This window comes from Bdellovibrio sp. (assembly GCF_036384735.1).
In the GTDB taxonomy this organism is placed as follows: domain Bacteria; phylum Bdellovibrionota; class Bdellovibrionia; order Bdellovibrionales; family Bdellovibrionaceae; genus Bdellovibrio.
Map to the genome: position 1 here is coordinate 25901 of NZ_DASVLT010000012.1, position 17183 is coordinate 43083.

Here is a 17183-nt window from a genome sequence, read left to right on the forward strand (position 1 = left end):
GCCTTATGGAAAAAGGCTGGTTGGGACTTCCCTATCACACTATTAGCGAGCACTACAATCAACTCTTTGGTGAGAAGGTTTATAAGATCCCTGTCACTGTGGTTGATAATTGTCCAAACCGTATGGGCTTGAAGGGTATGCAAACTTGCGTGTTCTGCGACGTGTGGGGCTCCGCCGCCAACAAAGAAACCTTGTCCATGGAACTGCGTTCGCAAATTGAAAAGTATCACGAATTGATTGCGCGAAAATATAAAGCCAAGGCTTTTTTGATTTACTTCCAAGCCTACACTAATACGTTTACGAAAGTTTCAGCCCTACGAAATAATTTTGATATCGCGCTGTCTTACCCTTGGGTGAAAGGCTTCACAGTGGGCACTCGCCCGGATTGCCTTTCGAAGTCTGTTTTTGATCTATGGAATGAGTATCACGAGAAGTCTTTTGTTGCGGTCGAAATGGGTGTTCAAAGCTTCTTTAATGATCAGCTTGAGTTCATGCGCCGAGGCCACACAGCAGAAGCTTCTATCGAGGCTATTCACAAGATTGCCGACAATACAAAAGTGGATCTAGGGATTCATTTGATCTTCGGAAATCCCGGGGAAACTGATGAACATATCGTGAAGACCGCAGAAATCGTGAATGGCCTGCCTATCACGAACGTGAAACTTCACAACTTGCACGTTTTAAAAGAGACTCCCTTAGAAGGAATGTATCACGCGGGAGAGTTCTCTCCGATTGATCGTGAGACCTATGCACGCCGCGTGGAGCTGTTCTTACAACATCTTTCACCTCGCTTTGCTCTTCATCGTTTGGCCGCTTATTCATCTCGCTGGGATGAACTGGTGGCTCCAGAGTGGACGAAAGATAAAATGGGCACGCATCAGTATATTATCGATCAATTGCGTGCGAAATCTTCGTATCAATCCCAGCTTTTTGCCGCAGAATCCGCAACAGATCTTGAAAAGCAAAATATTTTGACCAAAAAGTCCCGCCCTATCATCTAACTTCTGCCTGTTTTCTGAACAATTTAAGATCATGTAAGATCAGTACAGGGAAATTGAGGTTCTAAATACGGCAAAACGGGTATTTAGCCCTGGACCTTGGTGTTGTCGACGGGAAATGACAGTCCATTGCCCTTCTTTTTTGCACGACAGATGAGTCAAGAAGATCAATATTGCTGCTTAATTGATGAGCAACGTCACAAAAAAGTTGGCGTTATAGTGAAAAATATCCTTGCAACTTATCCGAAAGAATTACACAGTTGGAATTGAGATCGATACCCGCCTTATGGACAAGGCACCTATGAACAACCCCTAGATATAGGGGTCAACGAGGGAGGTTCGAAAGCTCTTCAACTGTCTTACACTTCGGCGGAGCTGAAGTAGAATAGCACTAAGCTAATCTTTGGCAGATGAAGAAAACTAGACCAACAGCGGTAGTAGAAAACAGCTAAGGATTAGCGCTCAATCTCACAATCATCACATTTATATATTGAACCAGTGTCTGAATTTTACGAGGGGTTAAATTCGGAGACGGGATTTTTTTGCCCAAATGGAACGGGGCAGAGGGGATACAACATGTTGGAAACAACAGCTCACATCATGAGAGTTAAAAAAAGAGATGGCACACTTGAGCCGGTCGACGTCACGAAGATCGTTGAACGCGTTACAAGAAACACTCAAGGCCTTACACAGGTAGATCCACTTCGCGTAGCTACTAAAGCGATCAGCGGTCTTTATGATGGTGCAACTACGAATGAGCTAGACAATCTTTGTATTCAAACAGCTTCTTTATTGATCGGTGAAGAGCCCGAGTATTCTCGTTTGGCGGCCCGTCTTCTTTCTGTCTATATTGATGAAGAAGTTCGTTCTCAAAAAATCCAATCCTTCGCAGACTCTGTTTCTTTCGGTTTCTCTGTAGGATTGTTGTCTGAAGCTACTTTTAAATTCGTTGAAGCGAACAAAGCAGCTCTTTGTGCAGCGATCGAACCTTATCGTACAGATCGTTTCGAATACTTCGGTTTAAGAACCGTTTACGATCGTTATCTATTGAAAAACCCAACTAGCCGTCAGGTCTTCGAGACTCCTCAATACTTCTTTATGCGTGTTGCCTGCGGTCTTGCTCAAACTGTTGAAGAAGCGGTTGAGTTCTATCGTTTGATTTCTTCTCATGATTACATGGCTTCTACTCCGACGTTGTTTAACTCTGGGACTCAACGTCCACAGATGTCTTCTTGCTATCTTTTGGATTCTCCAACAGATGACCTTGAAGCTATCTATAAGAAGTACACAGACATCGCCTTACTTTCTAAATTTGCAGGTGGCATTGGCGTAGCTTACTCTCGCATCCGTTCACGTGGTTCTTTGATCAAAGGAACAAACGGTCACTCTAACGGTATCATTCCTTGGTTGAAAACAATGGACTCTTCTGTTTCCGCTGTAAACCAAGGCGGTAAACGTAAAGGTGCTGCGTGTGTGTACCTAGAGACATGGCATGCGGACATCGAAGAATTCCTTGAACTTCGTGACAATACAGGTGACGAAGCAAAACGTACTCATAACTTGAACTTGGCAAACTGGGTTCCAGATTTGTTCATGAAACGTGTTGAAGCAGATGCAATGTGGTCTTTGTTCGACCCACGCGTTGTTCCTCACTTTGTTGATACGTATGGTCCTGAATTCGAAAAAGCTTTTGAAGAAGCTGAAGCGAAAAAGCTTTATGTAAAACAAATCAAGGCTCGTGATCTTTATTCTCGCATGATGAAGACTTTGGCCCAAACTGGTAACGGTTGGATGACTTTCAAAGACGCTTCAAACATGAAAGCGAACCAAACTGGCGAAGCTGGCAACGTGATTCACTTGTCAAACCTTTGCACAGAGATCCTTGAAGTGACTTCTGATAAAGAAACAGCAGTGTGCAACTTGGGTTCTGTCAACTTGGGTCGTCACATTGAAAATGGTCAATTCAACTTCGAAAAGCTTGCAAAAACAGTTCGCGCAGCTGTGAAGTACTTAGACCGCGTTGTTGATATCAACTTCTACCCTATTGCAACTGCTAAAGACTCTAACCACAAATGGCGTCCCGTCGGTTTGGGAGTTATGGGCTTGCAAGACGCCTTCTTCCAATTGAAGTTGCCTTTTGACTCTGCAGCGGCTCGTGATTTGTCTGCGAAAATCCAAGAAGAGATCTACTACAATGCGCTAGTGACTTCTTGTGAATTGGCTGAAAAGCATGGTCCTCACGGTGCTTACGAGCAAACAAAAGCAGCGAAAGGTTTGTTGCAATATGATCTTTGGGGTGTCACTCCATCTCAACCGGAGCGCTTCAATGCTTTGAAAGAGAAGATCAAGAAGCACGGTCTTCGTAACTCTTTGATGATCGCGATTGCGCCAACTGCGACTATCGCTTCTATCGTAGGTTGCTATGAAGCTATCGAACCTCAAGTATCTAACTTGTTTAAGCGTGAAACACTGTCTGGTGAGTTCATGCAGATCAATAAGTACTTGGTTGCTGATCTTAAAGCGATGGGTTTATGGAACGAAGATCTTCGTAACGAGATCAAGCTTCATGACGGTTCTATTGATGAAGTGGCGGCAATTCCTCCACAAATTAAAGAACTTTACAGAACAGTTTGGGAAATCCCAATGAAGTCTTTGGTCGACATGGCTGCAGACCGTGGAGCATACATTGACCAAGCTCAATCTTTAAACTTGTTCATGGAAAGCCCAACGATCGGTAAATTGTCTTCTATGTACATGTACACATGGAAACGTGGAGTTAAGACAACTTATTACCTTCGTTCTCGTCCAGCGACTAAGATCGCAAAAACGACTGTGAAAGCTTCTTCTAGCACTGGAGTAAATACAAACGCTCCAGGGAATTCAATGGACGCAGCTCCTGCTCAAAATCAGGATGCAGCTCCGAAGAAGACCTACTCAGACGCAGAAGTGATTGCATGCTCTCTGGAAAACCCAGAAGCCTGCGAGGCTTGCCAGTAGTCGGCAGATGCCGGCAGAGTCGAAGTGCTATAAGCGCGCAGACTGAAGCAATTATAAATCAGTGACGGAAAGTCTGAGGGGTCTTTCCGTCACGTTAAGAAATTTTCTATCCGATTTCCATAGAGGGGAACGTTGTTATGATTCTAAATCCGGGCTTTGACCTAACTTTACGTCCAATGAAATATCCTGTGTTCTTTGAAATGTTCAAGAACGGGATCAAAAACACTTGGACTGTTGAAGAAATCGATTTTTCCACTGACCTTGTAGATCTTCACTCTAAATTGACGGAGTCTGAAAAACACTTGATTCGCCGCCTTGTTGCATTCTTCGCAACAGGTGACTCTATCGTGGGTAACAACTTGGTTTTGAATTTGTACAAACACGTGAATTCTCCAGAAGCGCGTATGTACTTATCTCGTCAGCTTTATGAAGAAGCTTTGCACGTGCAGTTCTATCTCACTTTGTTAGATAACTACATTCCAAATCCAGACGAACGCGCAGAGGCTTTCCGTGCAATCGAAACGATTCCTTCAATCAAAACAAAAGCGGACTTCTGCTTTAAATGGATTGATTCAATCAATGAACTAGACACTTTGAACAACAAAGAAGACCGTCGCCGTTTCTTGATGAACTTGATCTGCTTCGCCACTTGCGTTGAAGGTTTGTTCTTCTATGCAGCGTTTGCTTACGTTTACTTCTTGCGTTCTAAAGGTTTGCTAGCGGGCCTTGCAAGCGGCACGAACTGGGTATTCCGTGACGAATCCATGCATATGGCTTTTGCGATCGAAGTGATCAAAACAGCTCGTAAAGAAGAACCAGATCTTTTCAACTCTCAAATGGAAGACATGGTTACACAAATGCTTGAAGACGCTATCGAATGCGAAATGGCTTTTGCCAACGACGTTCTTCAATTGGGCGTTGCGGGTCTTTCTGCTAAAGACATGAGACAATACCTTGAGTATTGTGCTGACCAACGTTTGGAAAGCTTGAATATTGCTCCAAGATACAACGTGAAAAATCCATTTGCGTTCATGGAGCTTCAAGACATGCAGGAACTTGCGAACTTCTTTGAAAGACGCGTTTCCGCTTACCAAATGGGTGTTGGCGGCTCAGTAGCCTTCGATGAAGCGTTCTAGAGTCAGCCTTCTTTGGATTATTTTATTTTTCCTATGCATGGGGGTGGGTTTCCTACACGGATACCTGCCCCAAGGCATTTCTAGGGATTACCTGATCCGCCCCACTAAAGTTCGCATTCTTACCACGGACGAGCTGCTAATTCCTAAAGAACTACGTTCACTTCTTGAAGATGAACTTCATGTAAAGCTTGAGGTCACACTCACTCGTGATTGGAATACGTTGCTGGCAAAAACGGTGGCAACACCGTCTGAAGATTTGGTTCTGCTTCCTTCTTATTGGGCCGAAACTTTGCGCCAACAAAATCTTTTAAGCAGCTTGGGTTCAAAGGACAGCGAGCTTTTTCAAAGACTGGCGCCTGATTTTGTCGACACCTCCAAAAAGGATTTTGATTTCCTCCCGATCTATTGGATTAAGACTGGATTTTTAACTGCTGACAACAAGAGCTTTGAAAGCTTTTTAAAGGATAAGAACGAAAAAGTTTTATTCCTTATCGCCGACGAAGATTTGATCTTAAAGCACTTCGATGTATGGCAGGATCAAGGTTTAAGTTCTTATGTTTCGCAGAAAAAAATTCTAACTCTTCCGCTGGAAGAAATTTTAAAAACAGATCGCAATGGCGCCATGGAAGTTCCCTCTAATGAACTTCATCCGGAACTTCAAGTTGAAAATCAACTCAGTGCTCTTCTAATTTGGGGGGCTGTGATTCCGACGAACTCCGATAAGAAAGACCTGGCTCTTGAGATTTTAAATGTTTTGACCACTCCAGCTCTGCAAGAAAAAGTATTGATCCAAACGCCATTTAATAGCGCATTATCTCAAGTCTCTGACAAAGCTTTACCTTTACAGCGTCGAGCACCCTATGTTCGTGATTTGCGGCTTAAAGACACTTTACTGATCAATAAAAAAGATATCGATGCCAAGTTAAAGCTTAAAAATGATTTCGGATTATCTCTGTAACATCGGGCCGGATCTTAATTTGAAAATAAAAAGCCGTCTTTTGCGACGGCTTTCTTTATTCAGAATTTTAGATCTTACTACTTGATAACCGTGATAACCTGCGAAGAGTTCGCATCATTCGTTGTATAGCTTCCGTTGTCCAAAACATATAATTGGACCTTCACGCTGTTTGAGCCGGAAGCTAAAGCTCCTGAGTATACGATCACATCATAACGGCCGTTACGGCATAAACTTTGGTTGCTATTTGCACCAAGCTTTGGATCCATTGTCGCCAATTGGCTTGAGGTATTCGCGTTCAAGTTAACCAATGAAACTGTGATATAGTGAGCGGTATAAGTCGAAGTATAGCAATTGCCGGAAATTTCAAATTGATCTGCACCTGAAGGAATAACGATAGATCCTGCATCGGATGCAATCGAAAGTTCAGTGGCATTAGGAGTCGTATTAACCGAGGAGGAAGCCGAGGTCGCATCATTGGTTAATAGGGAGTTATCACTGGTGCTAGAGCATGCGACTAAATTCGCAAATGCCAGCGACAATGCCAGAATAGAAAAAACGGTCTTCATATTTCCCCCACTCACTCTAGAATAATAAGCCTGTAGGGGAAACTAAATCAGTTTTTTCGTAAGTCTAGCTTTGAGACGATCTTCTGTTCCAAAATGAGAGGATCGATGAATAAGAAATATGTCGACATCATCGCCATGGCAAAAGCACCTAGACCCATGAACAGGACAATTCCTGAATGGAAGAACACCCCGAGTAGTAGCCACAAGTAGCGAGTCTTCTTATTGGCAACACCCGCCGGGAAATAAACTTCAAACATCACCGTTCCATAAGCTACCGCCGGAATCACCCAAGGCACGTGTCTTAAGAAATCGAAATTCATCGTCGTCATTTGCGGGTTCGCTAAAACACTCCATAAAGCCGTGCCGTCCCACCAACTCATGCCTTTTAGTTTTTCCCAACCTGTATAGGCATAAAGAACGGAGATCTGAACTTGCATCATGCGAATCATCATAGAACTGACCGTATCGCTTGATTTGAATTCTTTCTTGTTTCTAAAAAGATTTAAAATACTCAAACGCTCGCAGGATTGTGTGAAGCTCATATAAAACAGAAAAAGAGCCGCAATAATATCCGCACCGAAATTCACCGCATAGTTGCGTTGAATGAAGGCCGCATCAATCACCCAAGCAAGCCACATGATCCAACGTCCACCAATACCTAAAACCAACAAAGCCAGCAAAACCACCAGCAAAATGTGCATCGCTGGATTTAAAGAATCAGGCCAAACTTGCCATAAAAATAATGGACGATACAGCTCCCCCATCACATCCAAAGCTTTTGCCTTGGGAATCCAACTGTCATCTGTATAGTAATTCAAATTCGCTAGACGAACGCTGTACATATACAACATCGTCGAACAAAGGAAGATGCGCATAAACGCTAGACTTAATAAATTCTGAGGGGCAAACCAAAATCGATCCCACTGTGACCAAAGCTTTTTAATCATAAAGTCACCTCATCCGGAGTATCTATACATGAGAATGATTCGCGGGACATTTGGAGCTCTTGAGAAAGGTCTCGAACACCTTCATCTTTCAAAGTCACCACTTGATCCAGAGCAGGCACTGTTTCAATCACATGCTCCATATCCACAGAAGTAGCCCCCGGGTACTGACGACACAACCACGGCCCCATAAAGACCTTTAAACGTTTGGCATCAATCACCATGAAGCGCATCACATAAAGCTCACGCTTTCTGAAGATCGACGGAATCCCCTGATTCTTTTCGGGAGGAAAAAAACCTTCCACGGCATCCTTGGTGGGATTGCCATCTTTATCGGTGTAGTTGATAAGGTATTTGATATACATCGTGTGAGCGGGGTCTGGAGAAAAGAAGTTCCAGCTGGCATTAAGCCCCACAGTATTTGCGTAAGGAGTGATGAATCTCGAGCTGACGCGCCCAAGGTAGTTACCTATATTGGGCATCATCAGCAGAGTAAAGATATTATATACAATCCAAAGGCTCAGCAGAACCTTACACAGAAGTTTCGCCTTCTTCATCGATATCGTCCGCTTCTCCATAGAAAGGAAGTTCATCGTCCTCAGACTCTTCCTCGCTATCAGCGAACAGTTGATCGTCGGACGCCATTTCAGTGTCCTCATCATTGTCGAAAGCTTCGATAGCATCCGTCAATTCATTTTCTTCTCCACCGTCCCCCTCACTTTCTGAGGCAGCCTCGAGAGAATCCTCTGAATCACCAGTATTTTCATTATCGAGTTGTTCCGCGTTTTCCTGAGAAGTTTCACCCTCAACTGTTTTGCCGAAAGACGCCTTTTTAGCTTCAAATTCGGCCGCCTTCATAGCGACTAAAGTCGTTCCAGCAGCCAAAGCATCGTCGAATTTCTTCAACCAGTTCGCATCACGATTCGACACCGGTTCGCCCATTGCGAGAGCCTCACGGATATTTTGAGCACGCTCTTGGTCGCGCTTTTCAGCTTGACGACGCTTTTCCTCTTCGAAGAAGTTCGAAGAAGTTGTGATTTCTTCCAATTGTTCTTGGATTTTCATTAATTCTTCTTCACCTGAAGAATAGCTAACAGCATCTACACGCTCTGCCAATGAATCTGCCACAGCAGACAATGTTGGTTTTTCTTCAGCCTGTTGCTCGTCAATACCTTCAGGCAGCAACTCGTCGATTTGAGAAAGGGTTGGAAGCTCTTTCAAAGTACGAAGACCGAAGATCTCTAGGAATTTTTTTGTTGTCCCGTATTGCATTGGACGACCTGGAAGTTCTGACTTTCCTTCGAAAGCCACCAGGTTTTTCTCCATCAAGGCACGAAGCAAGTGACCTGATTCAACACCACGGATTTCATCAACTTCCAATTTAACGCAAGGTTGTTTGTAAGCAACGATTGCCAAAACTTCCAATGCTGGACCAGAAAGCTTGAATTGACGTGTTTTCAACGTGCGCTTCAAGAAATCCATATTGTCCATTTTAGTACGAAGTTGGTAGCCACCCGGAACTTCTTCTAAAGTCACGCCACGACGGCCGCCCGCATACTCCACAGCCAATTGATCAAGAGCTCTGCGAATTTTATCACCTTTAATATTTGTGCCCTTGAACAACAATTTCAAAGAAGCCAAACTGACCGGACGATCACTAGCGAAAAGAACCGACTCAACGATACTTTCAAGACGCTCTTCTTCAACAAACTCAACTTCTTCGATTTCGGCAGAGTCAAAACCATCAAGTTCAGTGCCTTCAACAGAAACTTCGTCTTCTTCACTTTCGGAAGCTTCCATTTCAGCAACTTCTTCATCAGAAGCCTCAGGCAAGAAACCTTCAGACTCTTCATTGTCTTCAGTCAAGAAAACTGATGCGTCAGATTCGATGTCTAGCTCAGCTGTTTCATCAGAAAGCTCGTCAGCGTGGGCTTCAAGAATTTCTTCAGTTACTTCAGTTTCAACTTCCGCTACGGCTACTTCCGTTTCCATAACTGCAGTTTCGGCATTTTCTACAACTTGATTTTTCTTTTTTCTAGCCATCTTATACTTCCGTTACGTCGTCTTTATTAAATTCAATTGGCGCTGCGGGTCTTGGAGTCTCTTCTTCAAGAGAAACCTCAGTGAATTCGACTCCTGAAAGAGTCGCCTCGACCACAGTTTCAGCTTCTTCGACAAACACCGCTTCAGAAGCTTCAATTGAAGTTTCTGCTTGTTCAGTTACAACTGTTTCTTCTGTTGCTGACGCAAACGAAGCTTCTTCACTAGCCACTTCTTCCGTCATTTCAGATGCTTCAAGAGACTCTGCAATCATTGCCTCTTCGGCTGGAATTTCAGCGATAACGTCTTCAGAAATTGCTTCTTCTGCGAAAGTAACTTCTGTTGTTTGTCCAGACATTTCAGAAGACTCATCTAATGTAAAGTCTGTTGCAATATCAGCCATTAATGGGGCTTCAGAGATACCATCTGCTGCTTCTGCGGCTAGGATTTCCTCATCGGAAGCCATATCGGCGATTTCTTGATTCAAAGATTCAAGATCAAAGCCCATTTGTGGGTCCAGAGGTGCTTCTGCGATATTTGGCTCTGAAGTTTCCGCCTCAGTCTCTGCAAGCTCAGCTTCAAGATCAATTTTCTGAGCGTCAGCCATCATCTTTTCAGCCACTTGGTCTGCGCGCATAGAATCGTATTCTTCCACGCGAGCCAAAACGTCTGTTTCGATCGGCTTTTTAGAATCAACCCAGATGTCACCGTAAGTTTCGGATTGATAAAGACCAACGAAACCCATTTTACCAAGCTCAAGCAAAGATAAGAAAGTAATCAACGCTTGGCGAGCACGTTCCTCCGTTGCAGTAACCAAATCCATCATTGTCACGCGTTTACCTGGGATCAAAAGATCTTTGATTTCCAAAACACGACTCGCAATAGACTGAGCTTTCGCTGTAACCTGATGGACTTTTTTCTTCACAGAACGAAGAGCTTTTCTATAAGAGGCGATCAAAGCGAAAAGAGCGTTCTCTTCTAGAACAATTTCTTCTTCTTTTTCTGTCAGGCTTTCACGAGTTCCGCGCAACCATACGTCACGACCTACAAGGGGGCGTTCGTAAAGTAACTTTGCGGCCTCTTGATACTTTTGGTATTCCAAAAGTTTTTGAACCAGCTCTTTGCGTGGATCTTCCGTTTCGATCACTTCGCCATTTTCGTCATACTGAGGAAGAAGCATACGAGATTTGATTTGAATCAAAGTCGAAGCCATAGCGACAAATTCGCCGGCTACTTCTAGATCCAACTCTTTCATCAGCTTGATGTATTCGAAGTATTGTTTTGTGATCTCATGGATTTTAATATCCATGATGTCCATCTCTTCCTTACGGATGAGATACAATAGAAGACCCAATGGGCCTTCGAATTTAGGCAATTGTACATTAATACTCATGAAATAGGTCCCCTCTACCACTTCATACTTGAACGCACTATTTCCAAAGTCTTTTGAGCTTCCTTGCGTGCCTTGGCGCATCCAGCGGCGATGATTGAATCAAGGTGGGTTGGATTATTCAACAACTCTTTTTTCTTTTCTCTTGGCCCCGCCGAGATTTTCTCGAGGTTTTGCGCCAAGCGTCCTTTGCAATCACCGCAACCGATTCCTGCAGAGCGACATCCCGCTTCCACCCACTGCAAATCCTCTGCAGTGGAATAAAGTTTATGATAACCATAGACGGAACATTTCGCAGGCTCGCCCACGTCTTCACGACGCACACGGGAAGGATCTGTCACCATCATATTGACCTTTTTCTTAAGGTCTTTTTCAGAATCCTCGGTCAAATACAAAGTATTGCCATAGGATTTCGACATCTTTCTTCCATCAAGACCCGTCACCAACGGAATTTCCGTCAGCATCGGAGTCATCTCTGGAAGTTTAGCTTTATATAAATGATTGAAACGACGCACGATCTCACGAGAGATCTCTAAATGCGATACCTGATCTTGTCCCACAGGAACTTTTTGTGCGCGATAAATAGCGATATCTGCCGCTTGCAAAACAGGATAAGCGAAACGCCCCAGATTGTAGGTGTCGTTGGCTTTCATTTCTTCGACGGCATCTTTCCACGTATTCACGCGTTCTAACCAACCCATCGGAGTCAGATTCATAAAGATCATGAAAAGTTCAATGTGCTCCGGAACCATGCTTTGCACAAACAAAGTACATTTTTCAGGATCCACTCCCCACGCAATAAACTCTGCGATCATCTCACGAGTCCACGGTACAATTTCTTTGGGAGATTTATAGGCCGTGGTCATCCCATGCCAATCCATCGCACCAAAGAAACATTCATAGTCATTTTGCAAAGAAACCCAATTCTGAAGCGCACCAAAATAGTGACCGATGTGCAAACGGCCCGTCACGCGCATACCAGACATCACTCTTGGTTTGCGTGCAGGTACTGCGGCGGAAGCCGAGGGTGTCGGCGCGCCAGATGGCGCAGAGACTGGACTGTTTGCCTCACTCATACCCCAAAGCCCCCTAGAGCCAGAGTAACAAGGTGATTATAGCTCCACAAAACAGGAACCGCCAAGAAGCGCAAAGTACCTGTCAATACAAGAGCCATTAAGATCATGCTTGTGATGTGTTCATTTTGTTCCAACTTATAATTCATTTGCGCAGGCAAAAAGCGCGCAAGAACTTTACCACCATCAAGTGGGTGCAATGGAATCAAGTTGAAGAATGCCAAAAATAAATTCGTCACAATGAATGCTTTGAGAATCTCAATCAAGCCGCTCGCAAAGCTTGCAGTCAGAAGAAATTTCGCCACACAAGCAATCAGGATAGATCCTACCGCAGCGAGGAAAAGATTCGAAACAGGCCCTGCAAGTGCAATCCAGAACATGTCTGTGCGCGGATTTTTAAGATTGCGCGCATTCACTGGAACCGGCTTCGCCCATCCAAAAAAAATCGGTGTCGCAAGAACAATGGAAACCAAAGGCAAAATCACCGTGCCAATCAAATCCATATGAGCCAGAGGGTTCATTGTGAGACGACCCATCATCTGTGCCGTGTTATCACCGCGAAGACGCGCCACCCATCCGTGTGCAAATTCGTGGAAGCACAAAGCAAAAAGAAACGGGATAAAGTAAATACCAATTTTGGCGCCGATTTCGATCAAATCCATATTCATACCTCTAAGAGCTTAAAAGCATCCCTAGACTCTTGTCTAGTGTGACACATCACTTGCACATATAAAGTGCAACTAGTGTAACACAGCTTGTTAAGAGAAAAGCTCTCGTCCTTTCAAGCTCTTGAATAAAAGATGCGAACTGGATATGGTCTTTCGACTAAATAAAGGTGCGCATAACTAAAGGGATGAGGCCACAGCAACCCTGGAATCAACCCTTTAGTTATGCGCCTTCGAACGAAGGGAAATAAAATGTCCGACGTAAATGCACGTCCTGCTTTAACGACACTTTCTGAAGATGAATTGGCATTCCGTGATGCTGTCAGATCTTTTGCTGAATCTGAAATCAAACCTCATGTGACACACATGGACGAAGAAGCAAAAATGAAACCTGAAATCCTGACGAAACTTTTCGAAATGGGTTTGATGGGTATTGAAACTCCAGAAAAATACGGTGGTGCAGGTTCTACATTCACAATGGCTTGCTTAGCTGTTGAGGAAATCGGACGTGTTGATGGATCTGTTTCTGTTCTTGTTGACGTTCAAAACACTTTGACTACAAACGCATTCCTTAAATGGGGCAACGAAGCTCAAAAAGAAAAATACTTGAGCAAGATGGCTTCTCAATGGGTGGGTGCTTACGCTTTGTCTGAATCCTCTTCCGGATCTGATGCTTTCGCATTGAAATTAAAAGCAGAAGACAAAGGTGACAAATACGTATTGAACGGTTCTAAATTGTGGATCACAAATGGAAACGAAGCGAACGTGTTCATCGTGTTTGCCAACATCGATTCTTCTAAAGGCTACAAAGGAATCACAGCCTTCATCGTTGAAAAATCATTCCCAGGTTTCAAAGTTGGTAAGAAAGAAGACAAACTAGGCATCCGTGCTTCTTCAACTTGCGAATTGTTGTTCGAAAACTGCGAAGTTCCAAAAGAAAATGTTTTGGGCGAAGTGGGCAAAGGCTACAAAATCGCGATTGAGACATTGAATGAAGGTCGTATCGGTATCGGTGCACAAATGATCGGTATCGCTCAAGGCGCTTACGAAGCAGCTTTGAACTATGTGAAAGGTCGCGAGCAATTCGGCAAACCAATCGCTCACTTCCAAGGCGTTCAATTCCAACTGGCAGAAATGCGTACAGAGTTGGAAGCAGCTCGTTTGATGGTTTACAATGCGGCTCGCTTAAAAGACGCAGGTCAAGACTTCATCGAATCTGCAGCTATGGCAAAACTTTACGCTTCTCGTGCAGCAGAGAAAATCACTTCTAAAGCTATCGATCTTTTCGGCGGTAACGGTTTCACTAAAGAATACCCAGTTGAAAAGTTCTGGAGAGACGCAAAAATCGGTCAGATCTACGAGGGAACGACGAATATGCAACTTCAGACAATCGCAAAAATGGAGTTGGATAAGTAAGTCCAGCCATGCCTGCCGGCGGTCCAGCCTCCTGCGCTCCGCGCGCTGGACTTCCCCCGGCATTCGGTACAGAATAAGCGCATGAGATTAATCCCGGCGCTTCTTCTTAGTTTATTTTTCTCGACTCAAAGCTGGGGTGTTGATCAAAAATCAACCCCCTCTGTTTTTAGACTTCATCTTTCTAATGAACCTTCCAATCTAGATCCAAATAAACAGAAAACCTCTGCTTCAAGTTACCTTCTTGGAAACCTCTTTCGAAATATTTTTACTTTCGACGATGCTAAAGGTTTACAGCCCGACCTTGGCGAAGCATGCGTTCACAACAAAGATAAATCCCTGACCTGCAAACTAAAAAAAGATCTTTACTGGAGCGATAGCACGCCCCTTACCGCTGAAGATTTTATTCGCACTTATAAAAAAATCTTAGACCCTAAGACAGCAGCTCCCCGCGCGGATTTGTTATTCAAGATCAAAAATGCTAAAGCCATTTATCGTAAAGAAAAGTCCCCAGACGCTTTGGGAATCACGGCTCCAGACAAATGGACTTTGAAATTTGAATTTTCAGAACCGGATCCTGATTTCGAATACAACCTGACGAACTTCATTCTGGCTCCGACCAAAGAGGATCTGAATATCTTTTCAGGTCCTTACAAAATTAAAGAGTGGAAAAAAGGTCAAAAGCTCGTTCTCGAACCCAATTTGAAATATAAAGGCGGCAATTCCCGCCGCCCTCTTGTCGAGTTTCTTTTTGTCGAAGAAGACACCGTAGCTTTGCAATTATACGAGAAAAACGAATTGCAATTCTTAAGAAGACTGCCGACGCTATTTATTCCGTCTTATAAAGATCGCAAAGACTTTTACTGGATTCCAGTCACAAGATTTGATTATATTGGTTTTGGACCTGAACTTGCGACCAACGAAGATATTCGCAAGGCCTTCACTTATTCACTCAACTATGAAGAGCTTCAAAGAATTTTCTCGTCAAAAGGAAAACCCGGCTGCGCGGGATTGCCTGATTCATGGTTCCCAAAACAAGCACCGTGTTTTGATTTCGATCTTAAAAAAGTTCCTGATGTGAAAAGCTCAAAAATTTATACATTTATGTTTTCCACACTGGGCGGTGAGGACCACAAACGGGCCACAGAGTGGCTTCAGGACCAGTGGAGAAAGAATGCCCATCTTCAAGTGAACCTTCAAGTGAAAGAAAATAAAGTCTATTTGCATGATCTCGAGAACAACACCCCGCCTCTCTTTAGAAAAGGTGTCGCTGTCGATCGCCCGACTTGTTATGCGGCTCTTGAGACATTTTCAAAAGACAGTCCAGAAAATTTTATTCGTCTTAACTCTCCTGAATATCAAAAAATTCTAGAGACTTTGGGACGCACAACAAACACCGTGGAACAACGAAAGCTTTGTTTATCCGGCGTAGAATATCTTATGAATCGTCACCTCATCATCCCAATGGGCGCCATTCACTTTTCAATTCTTGCTAAAGGATCGTTTTCTGGCTGGAAATTGAATCAAATGAATCAGCTGGACTTGTCTGACTTACATCCTAGCCCTTAAACTAAGGGCCTATGACATCATCAGCCCAGTCCGTCGATATTCACAAGGATCAAAACATTTTCAGCGAAGGTGACGCCGGCGATTGTGCCTACATCATCGAAAAAGGCCGCGTCCTTGTTTATATCACTAAAGATAAAGAAGAAATTCCTTTGTCAATTCTAGGTGAAGGTGAAATTTTTGGCGAGATGTCTTTGATCGACAATCAAAATCGCTCTGCTTCCGTACGTGCTCTTGAAGATGTGCGTTTAGGAATCGTCACAAAACAACAACTCTTAGAGCGTATCTCAACAGCGGACACAGTTGTGCAATTGTTGATGCGCGTTTTACTGAAACGCCTTCGTCGCAATAACACCCACTCGCGCGGCATCACTCGCATTGGCGAATTGCAAATCGAAAATACAGGCGCTGGGGACGACAGAACTCAAACAGCCCTAGATCAAATCAAATTGGAAAATCAGATTTTCCTGGCTTTCCAAAACAAAGAATTTGAATTGTATTATCAGCCTATCGTTGAGCTTAAATCCCGCAAGATTATTGGCGCCGAAGCCCTGCTTCGTTGGAACAGTCCCACCCAGGGATTGATTTCGCCGAATATCTTTATCGATGTGATTGAGAACTCATCCATGGTCATCCCAATTGGACATTGGATTATCAATCAGGCTTTGAAAGACTTGAAATCCATCCGCGATCAATTGATTGCTTCTGGAAAGCAAAAACTTGCTGATGATTTCATGATGAGTATCAATATTTCCGGCAGACAGTTCACTCATTCAGACTTTGTGAACAACTTGGAAGATCTTCGCGACAAACACGATCTTCCAACTAAGAACATCAAGCTTGAAATGACTGAAAGAATTATGATGGACGGCGCGATTGCTTTAGAGGCACTACAACAGTGCCGTGCTCAGGGCTATGCGATTTCTATTGATGATTTTGGTACTGGTTTTTCCAGCTTGCAGTACTTAACACAAATGCCTATCAGTTTCCTGAAAATCGATCGCTCCTTTGTAATGAAAGTTTTGAATGATCCGAAATCCCGCGCCGTCGTCAGCGCCATCATTCACTTAGCTCATGCCATGGATATCGAAATTATCGCCGAGGGCATCGAAACCAACGAAGAATCCATTGTCCTTGAGACCTTAGGTTCTCGCTATGGCCAAGGTTATTTATTCTCAAAACCCGTGGCGTTCTCTTCATTCTCAAAATTGATTTAGTTTGTGAAAATCCCATGGCACTGCGGTACTGTGGGCTTAACCAGCTGTGCTTGCACAAGCTTTTCAATGGCTGGATGATATCCAAGGCTTGAAAGTTTTTTCTGAAGTAAATCTACAGACGATTTCATCAAATAGGTTCTAAAAGAAGACTCCAGCACCGGAGACCAAGCTTTCGGGCGGGCCAGTGGCACAATGACATGCTTACGGATCTGCGCCATAT

Annotated in this window: 15 protein-coding genes; 7 read left to right on the plus strand and 8 right to left on the minus strand. The window is 43.8% G+C overall.

The features are described 5' to 3' along the window. Window positions 1–5: 5 nt before the first annotated feature. The 4 genes from VF412_RS04440 (at window position 6) to VF412_RS04455 (ending at window position 6089) form a co-directional block, all read left to right on the plus strand. A complete protein-coding gene (locus VF412_RS04440; RefSeq protein ID WP_331338004.1) occupies window positions 6–1001 on the plus strand; it encodes a TIGR01212 family radical SAM protein in 996 nt (331 codons plus the stop codon). Window positions 1002–1574: 573 nt separating this feature from the next. Next, entirely contained in the window at window positions 1575–3995 is a 2421-nt protein-coding gene (locus tag VF412_RS04445; RefSeq protein WP_331338005.1) for a ribonucleoside-diphosphate reductase subunit alpha, read from the plus strand. A gap of 137 nt (window positions 3996–4132) precedes the next feature. Continuing rightward, window positions 4133–5131, plus strand: coding sequence for a ribonucleotide-diphosphate reductase subunit beta (locus VF412_RS04450; RefSeq protein WP_331338006.1), 999 nt, complete (start codon window positions 4133–4135; stop codon window positions 5129–5131). Then, entirely contained in the window at window positions 5118–6089 is a 972-nt protein-coding gene (locus VF412_RS04455) for a hypothetical protein (RefSeq protein ID WP_331338007.1), read from the plus strand. The genes VF412_RS04450 and VF412_RS04455 overlap by 14 nt, the downstream gene beginning before the upstream one ends. A 77-nt stretch (window positions 6090–6166) precedes the next feature. Here the strand turns inward: VF412_RS04455 and VF412_RS04460 are convergent, their stop codons facing one another. Genes VF412_RS04460 through VF412_RS04490 form a run of 7 tightly spaced genes read right to left on the minus strand, consistent with a single transcriptional unit; the run spans window position 6167 to window position 12764 of the window. Continuing rightward, window positions 6167–6655: a hypothetical protein gene (locus VF412_RS04460; RefSeq protein ID WP_331338008.1), complete on the minus strand. Its 489-nt coding sequence runs from the start codon at window positions 6653–6655 to the stop codon at window positions 6167–6169. A gap of 47 nt (window positions 6656–6702) precedes the next feature. After that, on the minus strand, window positions 6703–7602 hold the full coding sequence (locus VF412_RS04465; protein WP_331338009.1) for an HTTM domain-containing protein: 900 nt from the start codon (window positions 7600–7602) through the stop codon (window positions 6703–6705). Beyond that, window positions 7599–8156 carry a hypothetical protein gene (locus VF412_RS04470; RefSeq protein WP_331338010.1) on the minus strand — a complete coding sequence of 186 codons (558 nt, stop codon included), beginning with the start codon at window positions 8154–8156 and terminating at the stop codon, window positions 7599–7601. Before VF412_RS04470 ends, VF412_RS04465 begins: the two co-directional genes overlap by 4 nt. Further along, the gene (gene scpB, locus VF412_RS04475) at window positions 8131–9642 is read right to left on the minus strand and encodes an SMC-Scp complex subunit ScpB (RefSeq protein WP_331338011.1); all 1512 of its coding nucleotides are present in this window, start codon (window positions 9640–9642) and stop codon (window positions 8131–8133) included. Before scpB ends, VF412_RS04470 begins: the two co-directional genes overlap by 26 nt. A 1-nt stretch (window position 9643) precedes the next feature. Next, on the minus strand, window positions 9644–11032 hold the full coding sequence (locus VF412_RS04480) for a segregation and condensation protein A (RefSeq protein WP_331338012.1): 1389 nt from the start codon (window positions 11030–11032) through the stop codon (window positions 9644–9646). 14 nt (window positions 11033–11046) lie between these two features. Then, window positions 11047–12105 carry a tryptophan--tRNA ligase gene (trpS, locus tag VF412_RS04485; protein WP_331338013.1) on the minus strand — a complete coding sequence of 353 codons (1059 nt, stop codon included), beginning with the start codon at window positions 12103–12105 and terminating at the stop codon, window positions 11047–11049. Next, the gene (locus tag VF412_RS04490) at window positions 12102–12764 is read right to left on the minus strand and encodes a site-2 protease family protein (RefSeq protein WP_331338014.1); all 663 of its coding nucleotides are present in this window, start codon (window positions 12762–12764) and stop codon (window positions 12102–12104) included. Before VF412_RS04490 ends, trpS begins: the two co-directional genes overlap by 4 nt. 255 nt (window positions 12765–13019) lie before the next feature. On the opposite strand from VF412_RS04490, the gene VF412_RS04495 reads away from it, so the two are divergent. The 3 genes from VF412_RS04495 to VF412_RS04505 all read left to right on the plus strand — a co-directional run bounded on the left by VF412_RS04495 (window position 13020) and on the right by VF412_RS04505 (window position 16963). Then, window positions 13020–14183 carry an acyl-CoA dehydrogenase gene (locus tag VF412_RS04495; protein ID WP_331338015.1) on the plus strand — a complete coding sequence of 388 codons (1164 nt, stop codon included), beginning with the start codon at window positions 13020–13022 and terminating at the stop codon, window positions 14181–14183. Between the two features lie 81 nt (window positions 14184–14264). Beyond that, window positions 14265–15749, plus strand: a complete 1485-nt coding sequence (locus VF412_RS04500; RefSeq protein WP_331338016.1) for a peptide ABC transporter substrate-binding protein — start codon at window positions 14265–14267, stop codon at window positions 15747–15749. A gap of 11 nt (window positions 15750–15760) precedes the next feature. Then, a complete protein-coding gene (locus VF412_RS04505; protein WP_331338017.1) occupies window positions 15761–16963 on the plus strand; it encodes an EAL domain-containing protein in 1203 nt (400 codons plus the stop codon). Here VF412_RS04505 and VF412_RS04510 read toward each other — a convergent pair. Next, on the minus strand, window positions 16960–17183 hold a 224-nt coding region (locus VF412_RS04510; protein ID WP_331338018.1), incomplete at its 5' end, for a hypothetical protein. The genes VF412_RS04505 and VF412_RS04510 overlap by 4 nt on opposite strands.